Annotated in this window: 14 protein-coding genes; 7 read left to right on the forward strand and 7 right to left on the reverse strand. The window is 59.8% G+C overall.

What is annotated here, in order from left to right:
• The first annotated feature begins 24 nt into the window (after positions 1-24).
• Complete coding sequence (locus L2Y97_RS04295; RefSeq protein WP_247433449.1) at positions 25-1,011, forward strand: acyltransferase; 987 nt, start codon at positions 25-27, stop codon at positions 1,009-1,011.
• A 385-nt stretch (positions 1,012-1,396) separates the two neighbouring features.
• Here L2Y97_RS04295 and L2Y97_RS04300 read toward each other — a convergent pair whose 3' ends face one another.
• From L2Y97_RS04300 to rfbB, 5 genes are read right to left on the reverse strand one after another with little or no spacing between them, the layout of a single operon-like run.
• The gene (locus L2Y97_RS04300; RefSeq protein WP_247433452.1) at positions 1,397-2,809 is read right to left on the reverse strand and encodes a mannose-1-phosphate guanylyltransferase/mannose-6-phosphate isomerase; all 1,413 of its coding nucleotides are present in this window, start codon (positions 2,807-2,809) and stop codon (positions 1,397-1,399) included.
• Between the two features lie 7 nt (positions 2,810-2,816).
• Positions 2,817-3,737, reverse strand: a complete 921-nt coding sequence (gene rfbD, locus L2Y97_RS04305) for a dTDP-4-dehydrorhamnose reductase (RefSeq protein ID WP_247433454.1) — start codon at positions 3,735-3,737, stop codon at positions 2,817-2,819.
• Positions 3,734-4,291 carry a dTDP-4-dehydrorhamnose 3,5-epimerase gene (gene rfbC, locus L2Y97_RS04310; protein WP_247433457.1) on the reverse strand — a complete coding sequence of 186 codons (558 nt, stop codon included), beginning with the start codon at positions 4,289-4,291 and terminating at the stop codon, positions 3,734-3,736. Before rfbC ends, rfbD begins: the two co-directional genes overlap by 4 nt.
• On the reverse strand, positions 4,288-5,172 hold the full coding sequence (gene rfbA / locus L2Y97_RS04315) for a glucose-1-phosphate thymidylyltransferase RfbA (RefSeq protein ID WP_247433460.1): 885 nt from the start codon (positions 5,170-5,172) through the stop codon (positions 4,288-4,290). The genes rfbC and rfbA overlap by 4 nt, the downstream gene beginning before the upstream one ends.
• Entirely contained in the window at positions 5,169-6,218 is a 1,050-nt protein-coding gene (rfbB, locus tag L2Y97_RS04320) for a dTDP-glucose 4,6-dehydratase (protein ID WP_247433463.1), read from the reverse strand. The genes rfbA and rfbB overlap by 4 nt, the downstream gene beginning before the upstream one ends.
• 207 nt (positions 6,219-6,425) lie before the next feature.
• On the opposite strand from rfbB, the gene L2Y97_RS04325 reads away from it, so the two are divergent.
• From L2Y97_RS04325 to L2Y97_RS04345, 5 genes are read left to right on the forward strand one after another with little or no spacing between them, the layout of a single operon-like run.
• Positions 6,426-7,595, forward strand: a complete 1,170-nt coding sequence (locus L2Y97_RS04325; RefSeq protein ID WP_247433465.1) for a trans-sulfuration enzyme family protein — start codon at positions 6,426-6,428, stop codon at positions 7,593-7,595.
• Between the two features lie 52 nt (positions 7,596-7,647).
• Positions 7,648-8,466: an ABC transporter permease gene (locus tag L2Y97_RS04330; RefSeq protein ID WP_247433467.1), complete on the forward strand. Its 819-nt coding sequence runs from the start codon at positions 7,648-7,650 to the stop codon at positions 8,464-8,466.
• Positions 8,456-9,769 carry an ABC transporter ATP-binding protein gene (locus L2Y97_RS04335; RefSeq protein WP_247433470.1) on the forward strand — a complete coding sequence of 438 codons (1,314 nt, stop codon included), beginning with the start codon at positions 8,456-8,458 and terminating at the stop codon, positions 9,767-9,769. Before L2Y97_RS04330 ends, L2Y97_RS04335 begins: the two co-directional genes overlap by 11 nt.
• The gene (locus L2Y97_RS04340; RefSeq protein WP_247433472.1) at positions 9,766-11,673 is read left to right on the forward strand and encodes a GT99 family glycosyltransferase N-terminal domain-containing protein; all 1,908 of its coding nucleotides are present in this window, start codon (positions 9,766-9,768) and stop codon (positions 11,671-11,673) included. The genes L2Y97_RS04335 and L2Y97_RS04340 overlap by 4 nt, the downstream gene beginning before the upstream one ends.
• Positions 11,674-11,716: 43 nt before the next feature.
• Entirely contained in the window at positions 11,717-15,730 is a 4,014-nt protein-coding gene (locus L2Y97_RS04345) for a glycosyltransferase (RefSeq protein ID WP_247433475.1), read from the forward strand.
• Here the strand turns inward: L2Y97_RS04345 and L2Y97_RS04350 are convergent.
• Positions 15,727-16,980, reverse strand: coding sequence for a hypothetical protein (locus L2Y97_RS04350; protein WP_247433478.1), 1,254 nt, complete (start codon positions 16,978-16,980; stop codon positions 15,727-15,729). The two genes, L2Y97_RS04345 and L2Y97_RS04350, sit on opposite strands and share 4 nt — an antisense overlap.
• 184 nt (positions 16,981-17,164) lie before the next feature.
• Here L2Y97_RS04350 and L2Y97_RS04355 point away from each other — a divergent pair, with 184 nt between their 5' ends.
• Complete coding sequence (locus tag L2Y97_RS04355; RefSeq protein WP_247433481.1) at positions 17,165-19,456, forward strand: hypothetical protein; 2,292 nt, start codon at positions 17,165-17,167, stop codon at positions 19,454-19,456.
• A gap of 25 nt (positions 19,457-19,481) precedes the next feature.
• Here the strand turns inward: L2Y97_RS04355 and L2Y97_RS04360 are convergent, their stop codons facing one another.
• Positions 19,482-19,871, reverse strand: a complete 390-nt coding sequence (locus L2Y97_RS04360) for a GtrA family protein (RefSeq protein ID WP_247436682.1) — start codon at positions 19,869-19,871, stop codon at positions 19,482-19,484.
• Between the last annotated feature and the right edge of the window lie 24 nt (positions 19,872-19,895).

Here is a 19,895-nt window from a genome sequence, read left to right on the forward strand (position 1 = left end):
CGCGTAGGAGAGCGATCGCTGGGAATGGATGTCGCTCGCGCCACGGCATGCGCGCTAGTGGTGCTCCTGCATAGCGGCGCAAGCTATTTCTATGCATTCGGGCCGCTCTGGGTGCCCGCGGTTGTATTTGACGCATTGGGCAGGGGCGCGGTCCCTATGTTCTTTATGCTCTCCGGCGCGTTGCTCCTCCGGAAGCACGAGCCGATTTTTTCGTTCTACCGAAGGCGTGTGGTTCGGGTCCTGCTTCCCCTGACGTTTTGGACGGCGGTCTATGTATTCGCGTTCGGTGACCATTCAATCTCGTTGTTCGATCACTTCGTGCACTATCTGGTCACGCCGTATGGGCATCTCTGGTATTTCTATGCTGCCCTCGGCTTGTACCTTTCGGCGCCTTACCTCGGGATGATCCTACGAGCATCTTCGGATCGAGAAATTCTTGTGTTTCTCGGCCTCTGGTTCTCTGTGTCGTGTGTTCTCAACCAGGTCAGGTTGCTTTCGGTGATGTCGTCGGACGTGCCGACGCTTTTTGGTGGCCAGCTGTTCTCGGGCTATCTTGGATTCTTCGTGCTGGGTGCGTATCTCCAGCGTGAGTCGGTTTTGTCGTGGATTGGCGGCTGGCCAAGCCTGTGGGTATTTGCGCTTTCGACCACTGGGGTCGCGCTCGCGACGATCGCGTATTCGCTGCGGATGGGCCGGCCCGATCAGTCGTTCTTTGTGTATCAGACGCCGTTGGTCGCGGTTGCCTCGATCGCTGGTTTCGTGTGGCTTACCAGCATACGTAGCCTGCCGCGGTTTCCTGGTGCGGCCGTCCGAGTCATTGCGGACTCATCGCTGGGAATCTATTGCCTTCACCCAATTCTTTTATCGTTCTACCAGGACCGCCTGCATCTCGGCGATTCCATTCACTCAACCTGGTTGAAGATCCCTGTTGTGTGGCTGGTGGTTTTCTGTACGGCGCTGGCTCTCATTCACGTGGCTCGAAAAGTCCCGCCGCTGAAGCGTGTAGCCTGATCACGGCGCCGGCTAATTCCAGCGTCTTCACCTCAAGGATCTTGCGAAATCCCCGCATATTCGGCATAAGGGTGAAGGGTGGCGAGGGCAGCGCTTGGAAACTCATATTGCATTTGATTGGCCGGGTTCGCCCGGGCGGCTGCGATCTGTCGCAGTCACGGCCCGCCGTGACCTGAACGGGTGGGCCTGGACTGCGCTAGTTCTCGAGCGCGGTCGCGTTCTTGCGGAGCTCTGCGGACGCAGCGCTCGCGAAGACGCAATCATTGCCGACTGCAAGCGTCTGCTGACCAACACTGATCTCGAGATACCGGACCCCACGGCCGGCCGATAAACGCCGTTATGGGGAGCGTCTCGGGCACCGGAATGGCGACGTGGTCACCTCGCGTCAGGCTCTCCCGTACGCGTCATCGAAGCGAACGATATCGTCTTCCCCAAGATAACTGCCTGATTGCACTTCGATAAGTTCGACGGGGACCTTGCCAGGGTTGCGCAGACGGTGACGGCTCCCCAAAGGGAGATAGGTACTCTGGTTTTCTGACAACAGGAAAATCTTATCGTCGCAAGTCACTTCGGCGACGCCTTTTACGACGATCCAGTGTTCGGCGCGGTGGTGGTGCATCTGCAAGCTTAGTGCGGCGCCGGGTTTAACGACGATACGCTTCACCTGAAAGCGGTCCCCGGATTCCAGCGAATCATAGAGGCCCCACGGGCGACGTACCACTCGGTGTAGGTCGTGTTCCGTTCGCCCGGCGGCCTTGAGCCTGTCGACGATCGCTTTGACGTCTTGCGATCGGTCGCGATGAGTCACGAGGGTCGCATCGGGCGTCGTGACTACCACCACATCCTTCAGCCCGATCGTTGCGATCAGGTGTCGGTCGTGTGAGCGAACAAGGGAGTCATGGGTATCCAGTGCGATGACATCGCCTTCGAGGTGGTTGCCGTCGCCATCCTTGTCCGCTGCAAGCCACAGGGCGTCCCAAGACCCAATGTCCGACCAGTCGCACGTGACGGGTACTACGGCGGCGTGAGCGGTTTTCTCCATAACCGCGTAATCGATCGAATCGCTTGGGGCGGCGGCGAAGGCCTCCGCGTCCAGGCGAATAAAATCGAGATCGACGTTGGCGTTCTCGAAGGCGGCGCGCGCCGCAGCGAGCATGGCGGGCGAGTGCTGCCCCAACTCTTCCAAGTACCGATCGGCGCGAAAAAGGAACATGCCGGAGTTCCAGTCGTACAGCCCACTATCGACATAGCGCCTGGCTACGTCGAGCAGTGGCTTCTCGACGAATTCTCCGACGCGAAATGCTGACTCATCCAGGGCGTCACCGCGACGTATGTAGCCGAAGCCGGTCTCCGCGCGATCGGGGTGAATGCCAAAAGTAACCAGGGAGCCTGCATTAGCGGCTTCGCGAGCGCGCGCCACCGCATCTGTAAAACTTGCGGCGTCGCCGATAAGGTGGTCGGCAGGAAGTACGAGGAGCAGGGCATCGGCGTCGCGCCGCTGGGCTTGCAACGCACCTACAGCGATGGCTGGTGCGGTGTTGCGCGCCACCGGCTCGAGGAGGATGTCGGCACCCGTGATCCCAATTTCCTGCAGCTGCTCCGCCGCGAGGAACCTGTGATCATCCGCAGCGACAACGATGGGTGCTGCGGCATCCGGTAGCGAGAGCCCCCGGCGCGCCGTCTGCTGGAACAGCGTCTCGTCGCCTGCAAGCGAGAGGAACTGCTTGGGCAGGTTCCTGCGAGAGATTGGCCAAAGGCGTGTGCCGCTGCCGCCGCTGAGGATCAGTGGAATCAGCATAACTACCTCAATGCGCGGAGAGAGCGTGAATCGTTTCGCGGAGACCTACTCGCCAATCAGGTAGCGAGCAGGAGAAAGTGGCCGAGAACGAGCGGTTATCGAGGACGGAATAGGCTGGGCGGCGTGCCGGTGTGGGGAACTCGGCCGTGGCAATTGCATGTACGCGTGGCCGCCGTGAGAGCAACCCGGTAGCAACGGCTTCATCAAAAATAGCTTCGGCGAAGCCATGCCATGTCGTCTCGCCACCCGCTGTGAGATGCCATGTGCCCGAGAGCGGAAGGGCCGAATCCTTCGTGTAATGTTCTAGGACGGCCATTGTGCCCGCCACGATGAGCGCGGCGGTCGTCGGAGTCCCGCGCTGGTCGGCGACCACGCGCAATTCGTCACGCTCCGCGCCCAGGCGAAGCATGGTTTTCAGGAAGTTGTGGCCCACATCGGAATATACCCAGGCGGTGCGCAAAATGAAGTGCCGCGCACCACTCGCGCGAAGGTTCACTTCACCTGCGAGCTTGCTACGCCCATACGCGCCTTGTGGGTCGACGGCTGCATCGGTGCCGTAGGGCGCTGATGCGTCGCCGGGGAACACGTAGTCCGTGGAGAAGTGTACGACCAGCGCCTCATGGCGAGCCGCCCAGCGACCTAGTAGGCCTGGCGCCTCACCATTTACGACATTGGCCGCGTCTTCCTCAGCCTCTGCCTTATCGACAGCCGTGTAGGCTGCAGCGTTCACGATAATGTCGGGACGTTCCGCGTCGAGCAGCGCTTCGAGTGCCGGACTGTCCGCGAGGTCACCAACGACGCCACGAATGCCTTGGGGTACCGAGCCGTCGCGCGACGCGGCGACCAGTTCACCCAGGCGAGCGAGACTACCTTCAGCGATGAATTTCCGACCGAGCTGGCCATTCGCGCCAAGCAGGAGGATCTTCACGCTTCGAACTCCGGAAGCCGCTCATCCGGCATATCGGCCAGGAGTGGCGCCTTGGTGTCCTTTTCGGAGAGTAGCGGCGACGACAGCGGCCAGTCGATGCCTATGGCTGGATCATCCCAGCGCACGGAACCGTCCGCTTTGGCGTCGTAAAGAGCGGTGCACTGATACGAGAACGTTGCGTGTTCGGAGACCACGCAGAACCCGTGGGCGAATCCTTCGGGAATCCAGAAGTGGCGATGGTTCTCGGCAGTGAGCATGACACCCGTCCACTCGCCAAAGGTCGGCGAACCGCGGCGGATATCGACTGCGACATCGTACACTTCGCCCTCGACGACGCTCACCAGCTTGCCCTGAGGATTGGGCCATTGGAAATGCAGGCCCCGGAGCACGCCTCGCGCTGAGCGCGATACGTTTGATTGGACGAACGTGCGATCGATACCTGCAGCCTTGTACTTCGCTTCGTTGTAGCTTTCGTAGAAAAAGCCACGAGAATCACCGAATACCTGCGGTTCGATAACGATGCAGCCGGGTAGGGTCGTGCTGATGAACTTCATCCGACGTAGCCTTGCTTGATCAGGTTTTGCAGGTACTGACCGTAGCCAGTCTTTGCAAGTGGCTGCGCAAGGCGAAGCAATTGCTCGGCGTCAATCCACTTGTTCACATAGGCGATTTCTTCTGGGCAGCAGACCTTCAGGCCCTGGCGGTTCTCAATCGTCTGGATGTACTCGCCTGCCTCCATGAGTGATTCATGCGTGCCAGTATCGAGCCAGGCGTAGCCACGGCCCAGCTGCTCAAGGTGCAGCGAATTATCATCCAGGTAGCAGCGATTAAGATCGGTGATCTCAAGCTCACCACGCGGTGATGGCTTGAGTGCCTTAGCGAAATCAACGGCGCGGTTATCATAGAAGTAGAGGCCCGTCACCGCATAATTCGACTTCGGTGCGGTGGGCTTCTCCTCGAGGCCCACGACCTTGCCGCTCGCATCGAACTCGGCAACGCCATAGCGCTCGGGATCTCGCACCCAATAACCAAAGACCGTGGCGCCGCGCTCGCGCGACGCTGCCCGCTTCATCCGCTCAGTGAGACCGACACCGTAGAAGATATTGTCGCCCAGAACCAGGCAGCTAGGGTCATTGCCAATGAAATCCTCGCCGATGAGAAAGGCTTGCGCCAATCCATCGGGTGAGGGTTGAGCGGCATATGTGATGTTCACGCCCCACTGGCTGCCATCGCCGAGCAAGCGCTGGAACAGCGCCTGTTCGTGCGGCGTGTTGATGACGAGCACATCGCGAATGCCCGCTAGCATCAACGTCGCAAGCGGGTAGTAGATCATGGGCTTGTCGTACACCGGCAGGAGCTGCTTGCTCACGGCCTGCGTGATGGGATACAGCCGTGTGCCGGAGCCGCCGGCGAGGATGATGCCCTTCGTGGTCATGCGCCGAGTCGCTCCAGTTTGTAGCTGCCATCGAGGATGCCGCGCACCCAGGCGGAGTTATCGAGGTACCACTGCACCGTGGCACGGATGCCGGTCTCGAATGTGTGGCCAGGGGTCCAGCCCAACTCATCTTTAAGTTTGCTGGCATCGATCGCATAGCGACGGTCATGACCAGGACGGTCGCGGACGAAGGTGATGAGCGATTCGTATTTCATTCCGTCCGCCCGAGGCGCGACATCGTCGAGGATGGCGCAAATCGTCTTGACCACCACGATATTCGCGCGCTCGGAATTGCCGCCCACGTTATAGGTTTCGCCCAGGCGGCCAGCGTCGAGTACGCGGCTGATGGCACTGCAGTGGTCTTCCACGAAGAGCCAGTCGCGCACGTTCATGCCATCGCCGTAGATAGGAAGGGGCTCCCCTGCGAGGGCCTTCTGAATGACGAGGGGAATCAGCTTTTCGGGAAACTGGTAGGGGCCATAGTTGTTCGAACAGTTCGTCGTAAGTACGGGGAGGCCGTAGGTGTGATGAAAGGCACGGACAAGGTGGTCGGACGCCGCCTTGGAGGCGGAGTATGGCGAATTGGGGGCGTAGGGCGTGGTCTCTGTGAAGAGGCCGGTCTCACCGAGGGAGCCGTAGACCTCGTCGGTAGAAACATGGAGGAAGCGGAAAGTCGAGGCCGCATCCGGTTCCAGCGAGCGCCAGTGATCGCGGGTCGCCTCGAGCAGGCCAAGCGTACCCACGACGTTAGTCTCGATAAACGCCGCCGGGCCGTCGATCGAACGATCGACGTGGGATTCGGCCGCGAAATTCACTACGGCGTCCGGCCTGTGCGCTGCAAGAAGGGAGGCCACCAGCGCCCGATCACCGATGTCGCCCTGTACAAAGTGGTGGCGGGGGTTCCCGTCCAGGGATGCGAGCGTCTGGAGGTTCCCGGCGTACGTCAGCTTGTCGAGGTTGACGACCGTCGCCCCGCGTCCGATGGTCCGGAGCACGAAATTTGCGCCAATGAACCCGGCACCGCCGGTTACTAACAAGGTCTGCATGTTGACGGGAGTTCCTTCGTCGAAACGTAGATTGTGTCATGTCAGCGGCCCCGAGGGGCGGGATTTGAGCCCCATCGAACCTGAACAAGGACGCCGGACTGCGCAGGCCGGGTATCGGGGCCAGATTCAGTCGAGCGTGTATTATGTGCGGTCGCCTGTCCCGCGTGCGCCGGGGTCCCCGTAAATGTGTGTGGAGCTAATAACGTTATGATTTCAAAGGATAATGTGGGCGAGCTTGGGTTGGGGACCCGAGCGATCCACGCCGGTCAGCATCCCGACCCGTCGACCGGTGCGATCATGACGCCGATCTATGCGACTTCGACGTACGTCCAGTCGAGTCCAGGCGTGCATCAGGGCTTCGAGTATTCGCGTACCCAGAATCCCACTCGCATGGCGTACGAGGGATGCGTGGCCGATCTCGAAGGGGGTATAGCCGGGTTTGCGTTCGCCTCCGGCCTTGCTGCAGCGGCCACTGTCCTCGAAATGCTCGATTCAGGTAGCCACGTCATCGCGATGGACGATTTGTACGGTGGCACCTACCGGCTGTTCGACAAGGTACGTCGTCGCTCCGCTGGCCTCGATTTCAGCTTCCTGGATCTGAACGACGAAGCGGCGCTTAGCGCGGCGGTCACCCCCAAAACCCGGATGATCTGGGCGGAGACCCCCACCAACCCCATGCTCAAGCTGGTGGATCTGGAGCGTTTGGGTCGCTTCGCGCGCGAGCGCGACATTCTCCTGGTCGTGGACAACACCTTCTGTTCGCCGATCCTGCAGCGTCCTATCAGCCACGGCGCGGACCTGGTGCTGCACTCGGCCACGAAGTACCTAAACGGGCATTCGGACATTGTCGGCGGCATCGTGGTCGCGGCGACGCAGGAGGTCGCGGACCAGATGGCCTTCCTGCAGAATTCGGTCGGCGCAATCGCGGGGCCGTTTGATAGTTTCCTCGCCATGCGAGGTCTCAAAACCCTGCACCTGCGCATGCGTGCCCATTGCGAAGGCGCACTCGAACTCGCGAGATGGCTTGAAGCGCATCCGGCCATCGAGCGCGTTATCTACCCGGGCCTGCAATCGCATCCGCAGCACGAGCTTGCGGCTCGCCAGATGGCTGGCTTTGGCGGCATCATCAGTGCGGTTGTCCGTGGTGGCCTCGCACCGGCGACCCGGATGCTCGAGCGCTGTTCCCTCTTCGCCCTCGCGGAGTCGCTGGGGGGCGTCGAAAGTCTTATCGAACATCCCGCAATCATGACCCACGCCTCCATCCCGGCCAGTACCCGGGCCGCGTTGGGCATCAGTGATGGACTTATACGGTTGTCAGTGGGCGTTGAAGACATCGTCGATCTGCGCCGAGAGCTTGACGTTGCCCTGACGGCCTGATGCATTCGCGCATCCTGCCGGTCCGCCGGGTGCGCCTGATCTGCGAGTGAAAATGAAAGACTTCAGCATATCTCCCATATCGATGGTGCGATCCCTGGTGCAGCACCGGTCGCTTGCCATGTCGCTAATCCGGCGCGAGGTCATCGGACGCTATCGTGGTTCCGTGCTCGGCACCCTGTGGTCGTTCTTCAACCCGCTACTGATGCTCCTGATCTATACCTTTGTATTCAGCGTCGTCTTCCAGGCGCGGTGGAAGGGTGGTAGCGGCTCCAAGACCGAATTCGCAATGGTGCTGTTCTCCGGCTTGCTCGTGTTCAACGTGTTCTCCGAGTGCCTCACCCGAGCGCCAACGCTGATCTTGATGAACTTCAACTACGTCAAGAAGGTGGTTTTTCCACTTGAGATCCTTCCTGTCGTCTCGCAGGGAGCTGCAGTGTTCCACGGAATGGTGAGCTTCGTGGTGTGGTTCGTGTTCTACGTGACGTTTTTCGGCCTGCCACCAGTAACTGCATGGCTGTTTCCGTTCATCCTCCTCCCCTTGATGTTCCTGCTACTGGGGCTTGGATGGTTTCTCGCGTCGTTGGGGGTGTACCTGCGCGACGTCTCTCAGTTCGTAGGCCTCCTGGTCACCGCGCTCATGTTCCTTTCGCCGATCTTCTATCCGGCCTCGGCGTTGCCGGAACGCTATCAGGCGATCATGAGCCTCAATCCAATGACGCATGTAATTGAGCAGGTGCGCAGCGTGTTGATCGCGGGCATCGTTCCGGCGTGGCATAGCTACCTGATCCAACTGGCTGGTTCCATGCTCGTGGCATGGCTTGGCTACTCGTGGTTCCAGAAGACCAGGAAAGGATTTGCCGATGTCCTCTGAGATCGCTATTCGCGTCGAAGGTGTCACCAAGACCTTTGAAATCTATGAATCGCCACGCGATCGGCTGAAGCAATTCTTCCTTCCGAGGCTGCAGAAGCTCTTCGGTGGTGTTCCTCGCCGCTACTACCGTGAGTTCCACGCTCTGGGCGGTGTGTCGTTCACGCTCTCGAAGGGTGAGACCGTCGGCATCATTGGTCGTAACGGCGCTGGCAAGTCGACGTTGTTGCAGATCATCTGTGGAACCCTAGCGGCATCGCATGGATCTATCGAAGTCAGCGGACGGGTTGCGGCATTGCTTGAACTCGGCGCCGGTTTCAATGCGGACTTCACTGGACGCGAGAACGTGTTTCTCAACGGTGAACTGCTCGGTCTGTCGCGTGAGGAGATGAAGAAGCGATTCGCTGAGATCGAAGAGTTTGCAGGTATCGGCGAATTTATCGATCAGCCAGTCAAGACGTACTCAAGCGGCATGTACGTGCGCCTCGCATTCGCCGTGCAGGCCTGCGTGGACCCTGAAATCCTGATTGTCGATGAGGCCCTTTCGGTCGGTGACATTGGCTTCCAGTACAAGTGCTTCAAGCGAATGGAGGAGTTGCGACGCCGCGGTGTCACCATCCTGATGGTCACCCACTCCACCGGCAATATCCTCGACTATGCCGATCGGTGCATCATTCTTGACGGCGGCCGCATCACCACCGATACGAATGACGTGCTTGCGGCTGTCCTTATGTATGAAAAGGGCATGATGGCTTCACGCCCGAAGCCACCAGAAGTCGCGGCAATCGAGCTTGGCGAAACGGTCGACGTCCAGCAGTTGCTCGCTATCCAGGCTAGTACGACAAACGTCGATATGTCCGAAAAGCGCTTTGGATCGGCGCGGGCCATTATCGAATCGATGCAGGTCCTTCGGCCCGATGGCACCACGCTGGAGGAGCGGCCCGTATTGCGCTCGGGTGAAGAGGTTCGCTTCCGATTCACAATCGCGTCGGCGGAGGTCATCGACGACGTCGCGCTAGGCATTTCGATCTCGCGTACACAAGGCGGCGACGTCTGGGGCGACAACAATATTCGTGCCGGTTTGCCGATCACGTTGCGGCCGGGCCGCCAGGTGTTCGAGTACACGGCAAAGCTTCCGATTAGCGCGGGCGATTATCTTGTGCATTGCGGGCTGTCGTGCATCCAAAATGGCTCGCGAGAGGAGCTTGACCAGCGTCGCCCGATCCAGTCGTTGAAATTCTGGTCAGCGCGCGAGCAGGTTGGCGTGGTATTCGCGCCGGTGACCGTTTCTGAGGGCGCTGCATGATCGCGGCGTTCCTGCCCCCATATTCGTTTCGCGGTTTGCCCGCACCCTATCTATGGGTGTTCTATCGGTTGCTGCATTCAATCGGTGAACCAATGGCGTTTCTGCTCTCGTCGGATTACCTCGCGACGAGCGCAAGCCTGGAGGCGCAGGGGCGGCCCGAACTCGATCTGTCCCGGCAGCGTGCACTTGGTTATGTCACTCCAGACGCTTCGTCACTGGAGCGCCATCAATATCGCCTGATGGACAGCGGCTTGATGCATGCCCTGCTCCCCCGCTATCAAGGCAATCCTCTGGCATTTTTCCGCGCCTTTCTGGAGGATGAGATTCCTGAGCTGCGTGCGGAGCTGGAATCACATCTGCGGAGCTTGCCGGAGGTCCCGGAGGTAATTCTTTCTTGGTCGAATTGTCCCTCGCTTGCCGCGGCTGCCCACGCCTGTGGAACGCGCGTCGCCTATCTTGAATTGGGTCCCTTGCGCGGGCCGCTCTATCGCAGCACTGCCTATTTCGACTTCCGCGGCGTCAACGGCCATACCGAGGCCCATTCTCGGTATGAGGCAATGGAGGCCGGTTGCCTGCCAGAAAATCTAGCGCTCGAGACCTTGCGTCGCAGCTTCTCTCAGGACGACGTGCCCGCAGATCCTGATCGACACCATGGGAGCGTCGGCGTGGTCCTGCAGGTAGAAGACGATTCGAACCTGCTCAGTTATAGCAATGGATTCGACAATACGGCGTTACTCACTCGGGCCATTGTAGGTTCCGGGCGTGGGGACATCCTTGTCAGGACACATCCTGGAAGCCGGTTCGCCCTTGCTGATCCTACCGTCCTCGTCGATAACTCGCCAAACAGCGCGGCGTTTGTGCAGCGATGCGGCCGAGTCATGACGATCAACTCAAGCGTTGGCCTTGAGGCACTTCTGTATGGTGTGCCGGTGGAAGTGCTGGGCGACAGCTCGTACGCGTTCATCGCTGCTGCCACCGACGAGCGTGAGCGTCTGCGCCGAATGGCCTTCTACCTCTTCGGCTACCTCGTGCCGTTTGATGAGGTATTTACCGCTGATTACATTCGTTTCCGCATCTCCGGGCCATCTGAGCAAGATATCCTAGCGCGTCACGTAACGGGCTATGCAGGGAAGGTTTTGAATGAGTTGGGGAGCGAGGCTATCCGCACGTTCGTCACTAGCACAGACTCCGTGGGTGTCTTGCTCGATCGCTATCGGCACACCGGAGCGGAGCCGGTTGGTGTTTCCAAGCTCTACTTCCGTAGTGAAGGCGAACACTTCTCCGAAGAACGGGTGGTTGCATGCATGCCCGTCCGCGATGGGGACTCCCGGGTAGCCCGGTTTCGACTTCCCGTAGGGGTACGCCCTGTCGCACTGCGCTTCGACCCTGCGTCGACGGAAGGGACTTACGTCTTCACGGCCTCGGGATGGGGTTCGATTTCCGCAAATGAATCACTTACGTCACATTATCCGCTGAACCCACTCTATGACATGGGTATCAGGGTCCTGGCGTGTGGGGATCGCTTGTTCTCCGAGCCGGGCAGGGTCCCCGTGAAGGTGCTGGCGAGCGGCAACGATCCCTTCGTGGAGCTGTCAGTGGACGACCTGTTTGCAGGCGCCGTTGGGGAAGAGCAGTCGGCGGTATTCGAAGTTCGCTTCCACCTCAGTGATGGAAAGCATGAGTCTGTATTCGGCTTTGCTGACCTGCGCGATCGCCTGGCGCACATCGAGCAGCATTTGACAGCCGTGGATCTCTCGGGAATGCGACAGTCCGTGGACGGCATCCAGGCGGAACTGCAGCAGATGGGTGCTTCTGTAGCCGCGGATGATGTGTCACTGCGCGAAATGAAAAGTGAGATAGCCGAGATTCTTGAGCGATTGCGACGACGGTTCTGGCAAAGGTAAGGGGGAGATGGGGTGAAGATCGTGTGGATCGGGCAGAGAAGATATGATTTGGGATAAAGCCGGACTGGAGCGCCAAACAGCTCTGCTGTTGATGAGGGTTCGGCGGCGCGCGTCGCGCTCACCGACAGCACGAACGATCTATTTTGCCTTGCGACGCCTGCGTTGGCGGGTAATCGCGATGAGTCACCTTGTCATCGGTCTTCTGCGCTCCACTGCGCGTGACACTAGAATGGTCCGGGTTAGCGGTTGCTTCGATAGCGTGTTCTACATGGCGCGCTACGGTGAGGTCGTGCCTGTTGGCATGGATCCGCTGTCTCACTTCATGAAGCATGGTCATCGGCTTGGGTACTGGCCGAACGCGCTCTTCGACACGCCCTGGTATTTGAAGCACGCGACGGATGTCGCGGCGCTTGGCACGAATGCCCTTGCGCATTACATACGGTTCGGTTGGCGTGAGGGCAGGCGCCCGAGCGCCCTGTTCGATTCGCTCTGGTATGTCGGTGTGTACCCTGACGTATCCGCCAGCGGTATCGTGCCGCTCGCACACTTCCTCCAGCAAGGTATGGCTGAGCGCCGCGATCCGTGCGCGCTCTTTTCAAGCCTTTTCTATCTTACGGAGTATCAAGATGTTGCGACGGCGGGCCTTAATCCCCTCGTGCATTACCTTGAATCCGGTGCGTACGAAGGGCGTGATCCGAACCCATATTTCAGTAGCGCCTGGTACCTGTCGCGGTACCCGGAGGTCGCAGCGCAGGGAAGGAATCCTCTCGAACACTACGCATCAGAAGGCTGGCGGAAGGGATACAAGCCAGGGCCGGCGTTCGATAGCGAACGCTATTTGGCAGAACATCCTGACATCGCTAGCGCAAACATCGACCCGCTCGAACACTTCCTGCGAGCAGGTGCTGCTGAGCAGCGCGCACAACCGGTGAGCCGCCACCGCGTCGGAGAGCTATTGCCGTCCACACTACATTTGGTTGCACCCAGCGATGTTCCGGTCATCGATGTGATCATCCCGGTCTACCGGGGCATCGAGGAGACCTCCCGGTGCATTGAGAGTGTATATAGCGCGCGATATACCGTTCCGTTCCGGCTTATCGTTATCAACGACTGTTCGCCCGAGCCTGCGATGCACGGCTATCTGGAAGATGCCGCCATCCGGCATGGGTTCACGCTTCTCGTCAACGAAGAGAACCTCGGCTTCGTGGGTACGGTGAATCGTGCGATGGCGCTTTCGGACTCGAATGACGTGTTGCTGTTGAACAGCGATACCGAAGTCGCGAATGATTGGCTCGACCGCATGGTTGCCCAAGCTTATGCCAGAGATCGCATCGCTACGGTGACGCCGTTGTCCAATAACGCGACGATCTGCAGTTACCCTGATTTTCAAGGGCGGCGGACGCTTTCGCCGGGCGTATCGCTGCACGAAATGGACGCCGTCTGTGCGACAGCGAATCGTGGTCGCTATGTCGGAGTTCCAACGGGCGTCGGCTTCTGCATGCTGATTCGCCGCGCAGCGCTAAACGAACTGGGTCTGTTTGACGCCGAGGCCTTCGGGAAGGGCTACGGGGAAGAGAACGATTTCTGTATGCGTGCGGCAAAGCAACGATGGGAGAATATCCTCACCCTTGATACGTTCGTTTATCACGCGGGTGAAGTGAGCTTCGCGGCGGATAGCTCCGCTGGCAAGTCGCGCGGTACAGAAGCGCTCCTTGCGAAGCACCCGCGGTACCTGCTGGACGTGGCGGCGCATATCTCCGAGGATCCTGGTCGCGCCTATCGGGCGGCGATTACCGCGCAGCTATGGCGCGCTGGTGAGCGCCCGGTCATTCTTTTGGTGACGCACAGTCTGGGCGGCGGGACCGAACGCCACGTGAAAGAACTCGCTGCGCGTTACGCGAGGGACGCAAGGGTGCTCGTTCTTCGTCCGTCGGGGACGTTTGCGAGTGCAGGAGTTGCCCTGCAGTCTGTGGATGACTATGACGCATTCTCTGTCAATCTCGACGCCACTGACGAGGTCGGCCTGCTAAAGCTCTTCAGTGCATTTCCCATTAGCCGGATTCACGTGCACCACCTTTTCGGATTCGGTCCGGAGCTGGGCGCAGCCATCCGGCGTTCGCGTATTCCATTTGATTTTACCGCCCACGACTTCTTCACTGTATGTCCGCAGGTTGGGTTTACGACAAATGGTGTCGACTACTGTGGTGAGCCGGGTGAGGATGGATGTAACGCATGCATTCTGGCCTCCCCGAAAATGGGCGCCAGGGATATTCGTTCATGGCGGCACGGGCACGAGTGGGTCCTCCGCGATGCTCAACGTGTGATTACACCGAGCGTTGATGCATCCATGCGCATCGCGCGGTATGCACCGGAAGCGCATACGGTTGCTATCCGGCACGAAGCCGCCCCTGCTAAATGGGGTGAGGTCCCTGAGCGGCGTCGTCTAGCATCCGATGAGGCACTGCGTATCGCCATTATTGGTGTGCTCGCGCCGAACAAGGGTCGCGACCTTGTTATCGAAGCGGCGATGCATGCCCGTTCCAAGGGGCTGCCACTAGAGTTTGTCGTGATCGGTGACCCTTTTGGCGAACTGCCGCCATCATCACTGGCAGCGATCCGAACGACGGGACGCTACAAAGAGGCCGAGCTGCAGGGAATCCTGGCACAGGAGCGGCCTGACCTCGTGCTGTTCGCGTCGCGGTCTCCGGAGACCTACAGTTACACGCTGAGTGCAGCGTTCGATGCGCAGCTTCCCGTAATGGTTCCGGATATGGGTGCATTTGGCGAGCGTATCGACGGCCGCCCGTGGTCGTTTATATTTCCCGCCGCGATATCTGGCAACGCCATGGCAGAGCACCTCGCCGCAATACGTGCTGACCATTTCGTCGAAGGTGCCCCGGCGCCAGCGCGAGCCAGTAGTGCTCCTGGATCGGTGGCGAGCCTGGGGCCGGATGAAGGCTACGCTGGACCGGCGCGTGCGATCGCCCGCATGACGCCCCCCGCCCGGCTCAACGTACTCGCCGTTCTTGAGAATCACGGTGATGTCCCAAGCCCTTGCGCGCACATTCGCCTCGTCCCGTTCTTTGACGCCATGCACGCACAAGGGATTATTTCGGTGCGGTACATCGCTCCGCAGGAAGTAGATCTTTACGATGCGGATGTGATCATCACCCACCGTGTTCCGGTGGCGACGGCGGACGAGGCCCGTGCGCTATGCGACGCGGCTGCTGCGAGACGTGTTCCGCTTATCTATGATCTTGACGACAACCTCTACGATCTCGATCCATTGGCGGAGGGCGGGAAATATCACGCGTTGCTCGATGTGGTGCATACATTCGTCGAGCGAGCTGACGAGCTGTGGGCATCTACGCCGACGCTAGCCGCCCGTTTGCGCGATGTGGGTGGGCGCCGGGTCATGGTTCACCGTAATCAGCTCGATCCGGCGCTGTGGAGGCGAGCGTTGGTGCACGATTTCGTCGAGTATTCTGCGGCGGACCCTGTTCGCATTGTCTATATGGGCACCCGTACTCATGGAGATGATCTCGCCATGGTGGACGGAGCGCTCAAGGAGCTGAAACGTCGTCACGGTGCAAGGGTCGAGATAATCGTGGTTGGGGTTCGCGACGCCGATGGCGAAGATGGGCACCTTCGTTCGTTGTCTCCGCCGGCGACCGTCGGTGCATCGTACCCTGCGTTCGTTGCGTGGCTGGTGGAGCAACGCTTCGATATCGGCATTTCGCCCCTGCGTGCGACGTCGTTCAACCAATGCAAGAGCGAAATCAAAGTGCTCGATTACTCCGCACTAGGCATCGTCCCAGTTGTCTCCGATCTTGAGCCTTATCACGACATGGTGGCTCATGGAACCGATGGCTTCCTCGTGGCTGACGACACGGCTAGCTGGCTGAATACCCTCGATGCACTTATAACCGACTCGGCATTGCGTCGGCGCGTCTCGGCTGCCGCTCACAAACGCGATGTCGCCGGGTTGTTCAGCTCAGGGGTCGCTGATCGATACGCGGCCCTCCAGCGGCTCGTCGACGAGGCCTCTACACGTTAAGGTGTTTCCCGTGCTGGGGTCTCGATGACGACGCCCCAGCCCGGTGGGTTGGAATAGACGGTGTGAGGGCCCGGTTCCTGCAGTTCCCTCGCCGTCTGCTTCCAGTGATAGTCGACGAAAGGGCGTCGACGGAGGTGGTCGGGGTTTGTCACGGCGACCAGACCGATGAATGTGGCGACCGTGAGTGCCGCTTCATGACGTGACAGCGAGCCCTTCGCTACTACGGCGGTGAAGACGGCCCACCAGAACACCACCTTGAAAACGTAGAAGTATCGGTCAGCAAGCATGAACTGGTAGACGGGGGTAACATCGCGCATGCTTATCGGCGCGAACATCTCGGCGCTGGCGAATACGAGCATGGCAAGCACGACGAGGCGCTTCCCACCGTCAACGTGCTTGCCTGCGATCAATCCCCAGAAGAGTAGCGCATAGACGACGAGCCAGCCATTGCCGGTAAGGAAATCGGCACCGAAGACGTGTATAGGGGCGAGTTCGGTAAATGCGATACGCAACAGATGGAACATGCTCTGGTGTTCGCCACTGCTTTCGGGTGCATGCGTGAGGAGCACCATGACCTGAATGACGGCACCCGCCCCGATTGAGGCGATGACCCGTGGTTCGAACCTTCGCGAAAAGGTCGCAAGGTAGCCCTCAAACAGGCCCATTCGCAGGCGCCGATCGAGCCATGACGCCGCCGCGAGTCCGCCTACAACAAGCATCACAAAGATTGAAAACGGCCCTGTGACTGCGAGGAGGAATAGTGCGAGATCTCGCACCCACAGCGGCCAACCTGGCGAGTTCTCGGCTTCTGTGAAGCACGCTGCAGCCAAAGCGAATTGGAGGAACCATTGGGCATTGGTGATCGTCCCGAGGATTTCGCCGCTGACCGGGACGGCCATGAACGTGAGCATGGCGAGCGGAAAGGGGACTACTGACCGTAGCCTGTGGCAGGTATATGCGACCGCGGCAGCGTCCAGAAGAGTCGCGGCGAGGTTGTAGACGAGAGGCGCTTTGGCTATACCGAACCACGTACCGATCCAGGCGATCAATCGTGGCATGACGTGCAAATAGCCCGCGTACGGCACCCAAAGCTGTGGGAGTGAATGTCCCAGCTGCCCTTTGAAGAAGATCGAAACATCCTCAGCAAAGAACTGCGGCAGAGTCAAGGCGTCGTTCGACTTGAATGCGAGCACAAGGAAGGCCAGAAGAAAGGCCGGGAAGACTCTTGTGCGGTGTTCGATAAGGTTCACAGGGCACCGTTCGATAGAAGGCGAAGCGCTCAACCCGGCCAGTCCGGATTGCCGGCCAAGGCATAGGCGTAGTCGCCATAGGGTAACATCGGTGGCCTGCGTTGCCCGCTTTGGGAGCCCCTTCGACGGATGCGGATTGACGGGCGTCGAGGTCGCAACGTGGGCACTACTTAAGGAGAATGGCGTGGATCAGGGCTCGCGGCGGCTACCTCATTGGATTGGCACCATCACGGTGGCGTTATCGCTCATATGTGCCTTGCTGATCATCATTCCGTTGCACCCAGATTTGCCACGGATAGACCAGGATGCTTCCTGGCCTCTTGCCATGAATACGGCAGCCGCTCAGCACTTCGTCTTTGGCCGGGACATCGTGTTCACGGGCGGTCCCCTGCTTTCAATCTACACGCGCCAGCTTTTGCCTGCGACGATGTGGGTGATGTGGGCGGGCGCGGCATGGGTTGGTCTCGTCGTCATCGCGGCCCTGACCATCTTGACGCCTCGTAGGCGATGGCCGTGGCTGCTCCTGGTGCCCGTCGTTCTCACGTTGCCGGGCATGCGCGACGCCGTCTTCCTCAACTTGCCTTTCCTTCTCGTACTCGTGGTGCTGCACAGCGGCCACCACCGCCGGGCGGTGCAGCTGGCCGGCATATATAGTCTCGTAGCGACTTGCGCGCTCTTGCCGCTGATCAAGGGAAGCTTCACGCTCGCAGCCGTTGCATGCATCGCTCTGGCAGCTATCGCGCTGGCGTCGCGCCGTCGGATCCACCTCGTCGCGGTGCCGACTACGTTCGGTGTTGCGCTGCTAGCAGGGTGGATCGGCAGTGGACAGCCGATGAGTGCCTTGTCCGCGTATTTTACGACGCAGGCCGAAGTAATCGCTGGTTATGGCGATGCCATGAGCGTCAGCGGCCCGGCCGGCGATGTCATCGCCCTTGTAGTGGCGTGCGCACTTCTGTTCCTTTGCTCGTTTCGCGTCAGCGCTCGACCGACGTGGCCGGTGGTTTTGGCAACATCGCTCGTACTGTTCGTTGATTTCAAGGCCGGAGTTGTTCGTCACGATGGACATGTCGCCTTGTCGGCCGTATCCGTGATGATGATGGCGGTCTATTTCGTGGCGGCCAGCTATGGCTGGGCTGCAAGGGCTGCTTCGGTGGTTGCTGCCGCACTGGGATGCATTGTCCTTTCGAGTTACGCCGATCTTTCCCCCGCGGGCGTACTGTCACGAGTAAGCCAGGAGTTGGCTGGTGCGGTCACCACATCGGCGGCAGCCATCACCGGACGATCGTCCTACACCGAAGCGTATGAGCGCGCCACTGACCGCATTCGGTCAGCGCTTCCGCTCGATGCGGCTGGAAAAACAGTCGACCTGTACACAAGTGAAGCAAGTGCCGTGGTGGTCAGTGATGGTCGATGGGCGCCTCGCCCTGTCTTCCAGAGCTATGCGGCATTCACGCCGACGCTCCTGGACCGAAATGCGGCCCACCTTCGGCAGATGGGGCCACAACGAATTTTCTGGCGTGTGCAGACGATTGACAATCGCTATCCCTCACTCGAGGACGGCGAGAGCTGGCTCTGGCTACTTGGAGGATATCGACCGACAGGCTATATCGGTGACTACCTTCAGCTCGATCGCCTGGCTGCGCCACAGGCCTTACGGGAGGGACCGGTTGTCGTCCACACTACCGCCAGGTTGGGTGAGCCTGTGTCGCTCCCCAGAGATACGGCACTGTGGGCGCGCGTCGAGCTGCAAAAATCTCTGCTCGGGCGGGTAGGTGGCGCCGCGTACAAACTGCCCCCCATCTCGATCTCCTTGCGTTATGCCGATGGCACTGTGGCGCGATACCGCGTCATTCCTGGGATGATGGAAACCGGCTTCCTAATCTCTCCCACGGTCCGATCCACCGAAGACCTACTCAAGCTTTGGACAGAGGGGTTTCCGTCTTCCCCTGCGGCCCGCGTGCCAGTGGAAATGCGAATTGACACATCTACGCAAGGCAGAATGTGGTTCGCTGCGCACTACGATGTGAACGTGTCACGCATTTTCATCCCTGGCGTCGCGGCGCCTCAAAACACGCTCGACCCTGTCGAAGCCGCGCCAGCCTTCATGGTGCCTGGCGGCAGCTGCACGCTCGAGACCGCGAACGGTCTGCCCATCAAGGACGGCCTATTGCCGACAAAAGCGGCATCTCGCCTGTTACTTGCGGGGTGGGCCGCGCTGGACGCGCCATCGGGTAAGACTAGCCGCGCAACGTATGTCGAGCTGAGCGATTCGGCCGGCAATCGCAAGCTCGTTCGCGTTCGCAATATGCCCAGGGCCGATGTCGCTGCTGTGTTCAAGCAAAAGTCGCTATCCGACGCCGGTTTTGAAGCCGTACTTGACGTTAGCGGTCTCGTCAGGCCGATCGGTCTGGCTGTGGTAACCACGGATGGCATGACGTATTACGAGTGCCCAGCTTCTCACGTGCGCCTCCCCTGACGCGGCCATCGTCTGCGTGCGGTGATTAGCGGAACGAAAATTTCTTGTGTCCGATATAGCTGGTTAGAACGGGAACGATAACGCCGACGGCGTGGGCGCACAGCTCGGGTTGCCAGGACCAGCCGACCATTGGAAGAAGCCACCGTACCAGGAGCAAGCTGATGGCCAGGGTTTGCAAGGCAGCGAACAGGTTCACGACCACAAACCATGCCATCTGGTGGTGGAGGGCGATCGTCGTCTCACGAAATACGAACAGTCGGTTGAGGCAGAAGGCAGTTGCCATGCCTAGCAAGTAGGCGAGCAGGATCGCAAGGGAGTAGCTCGTCCACATACTGAACAGGATGCGGGAGCCGAAGTTGACGACAGCTGCCGTGCCACCCACAAGAACGAAAAGCGCGAACTGCGATCGAAGCAGTGGTCCAATGTCGGCGCGTTGAGA

The sequence above is a fragment of the Luteibacter aegosomatissinici genome (genome assembly GCF_023078495.1).
Lineage (GTDB): Bacteria > Pseudomonadota > Gammaproteobacteria > Xanthomonadales > Rhodanobacteraceae > Luteibacter > Luteibacter aegosomatissinici.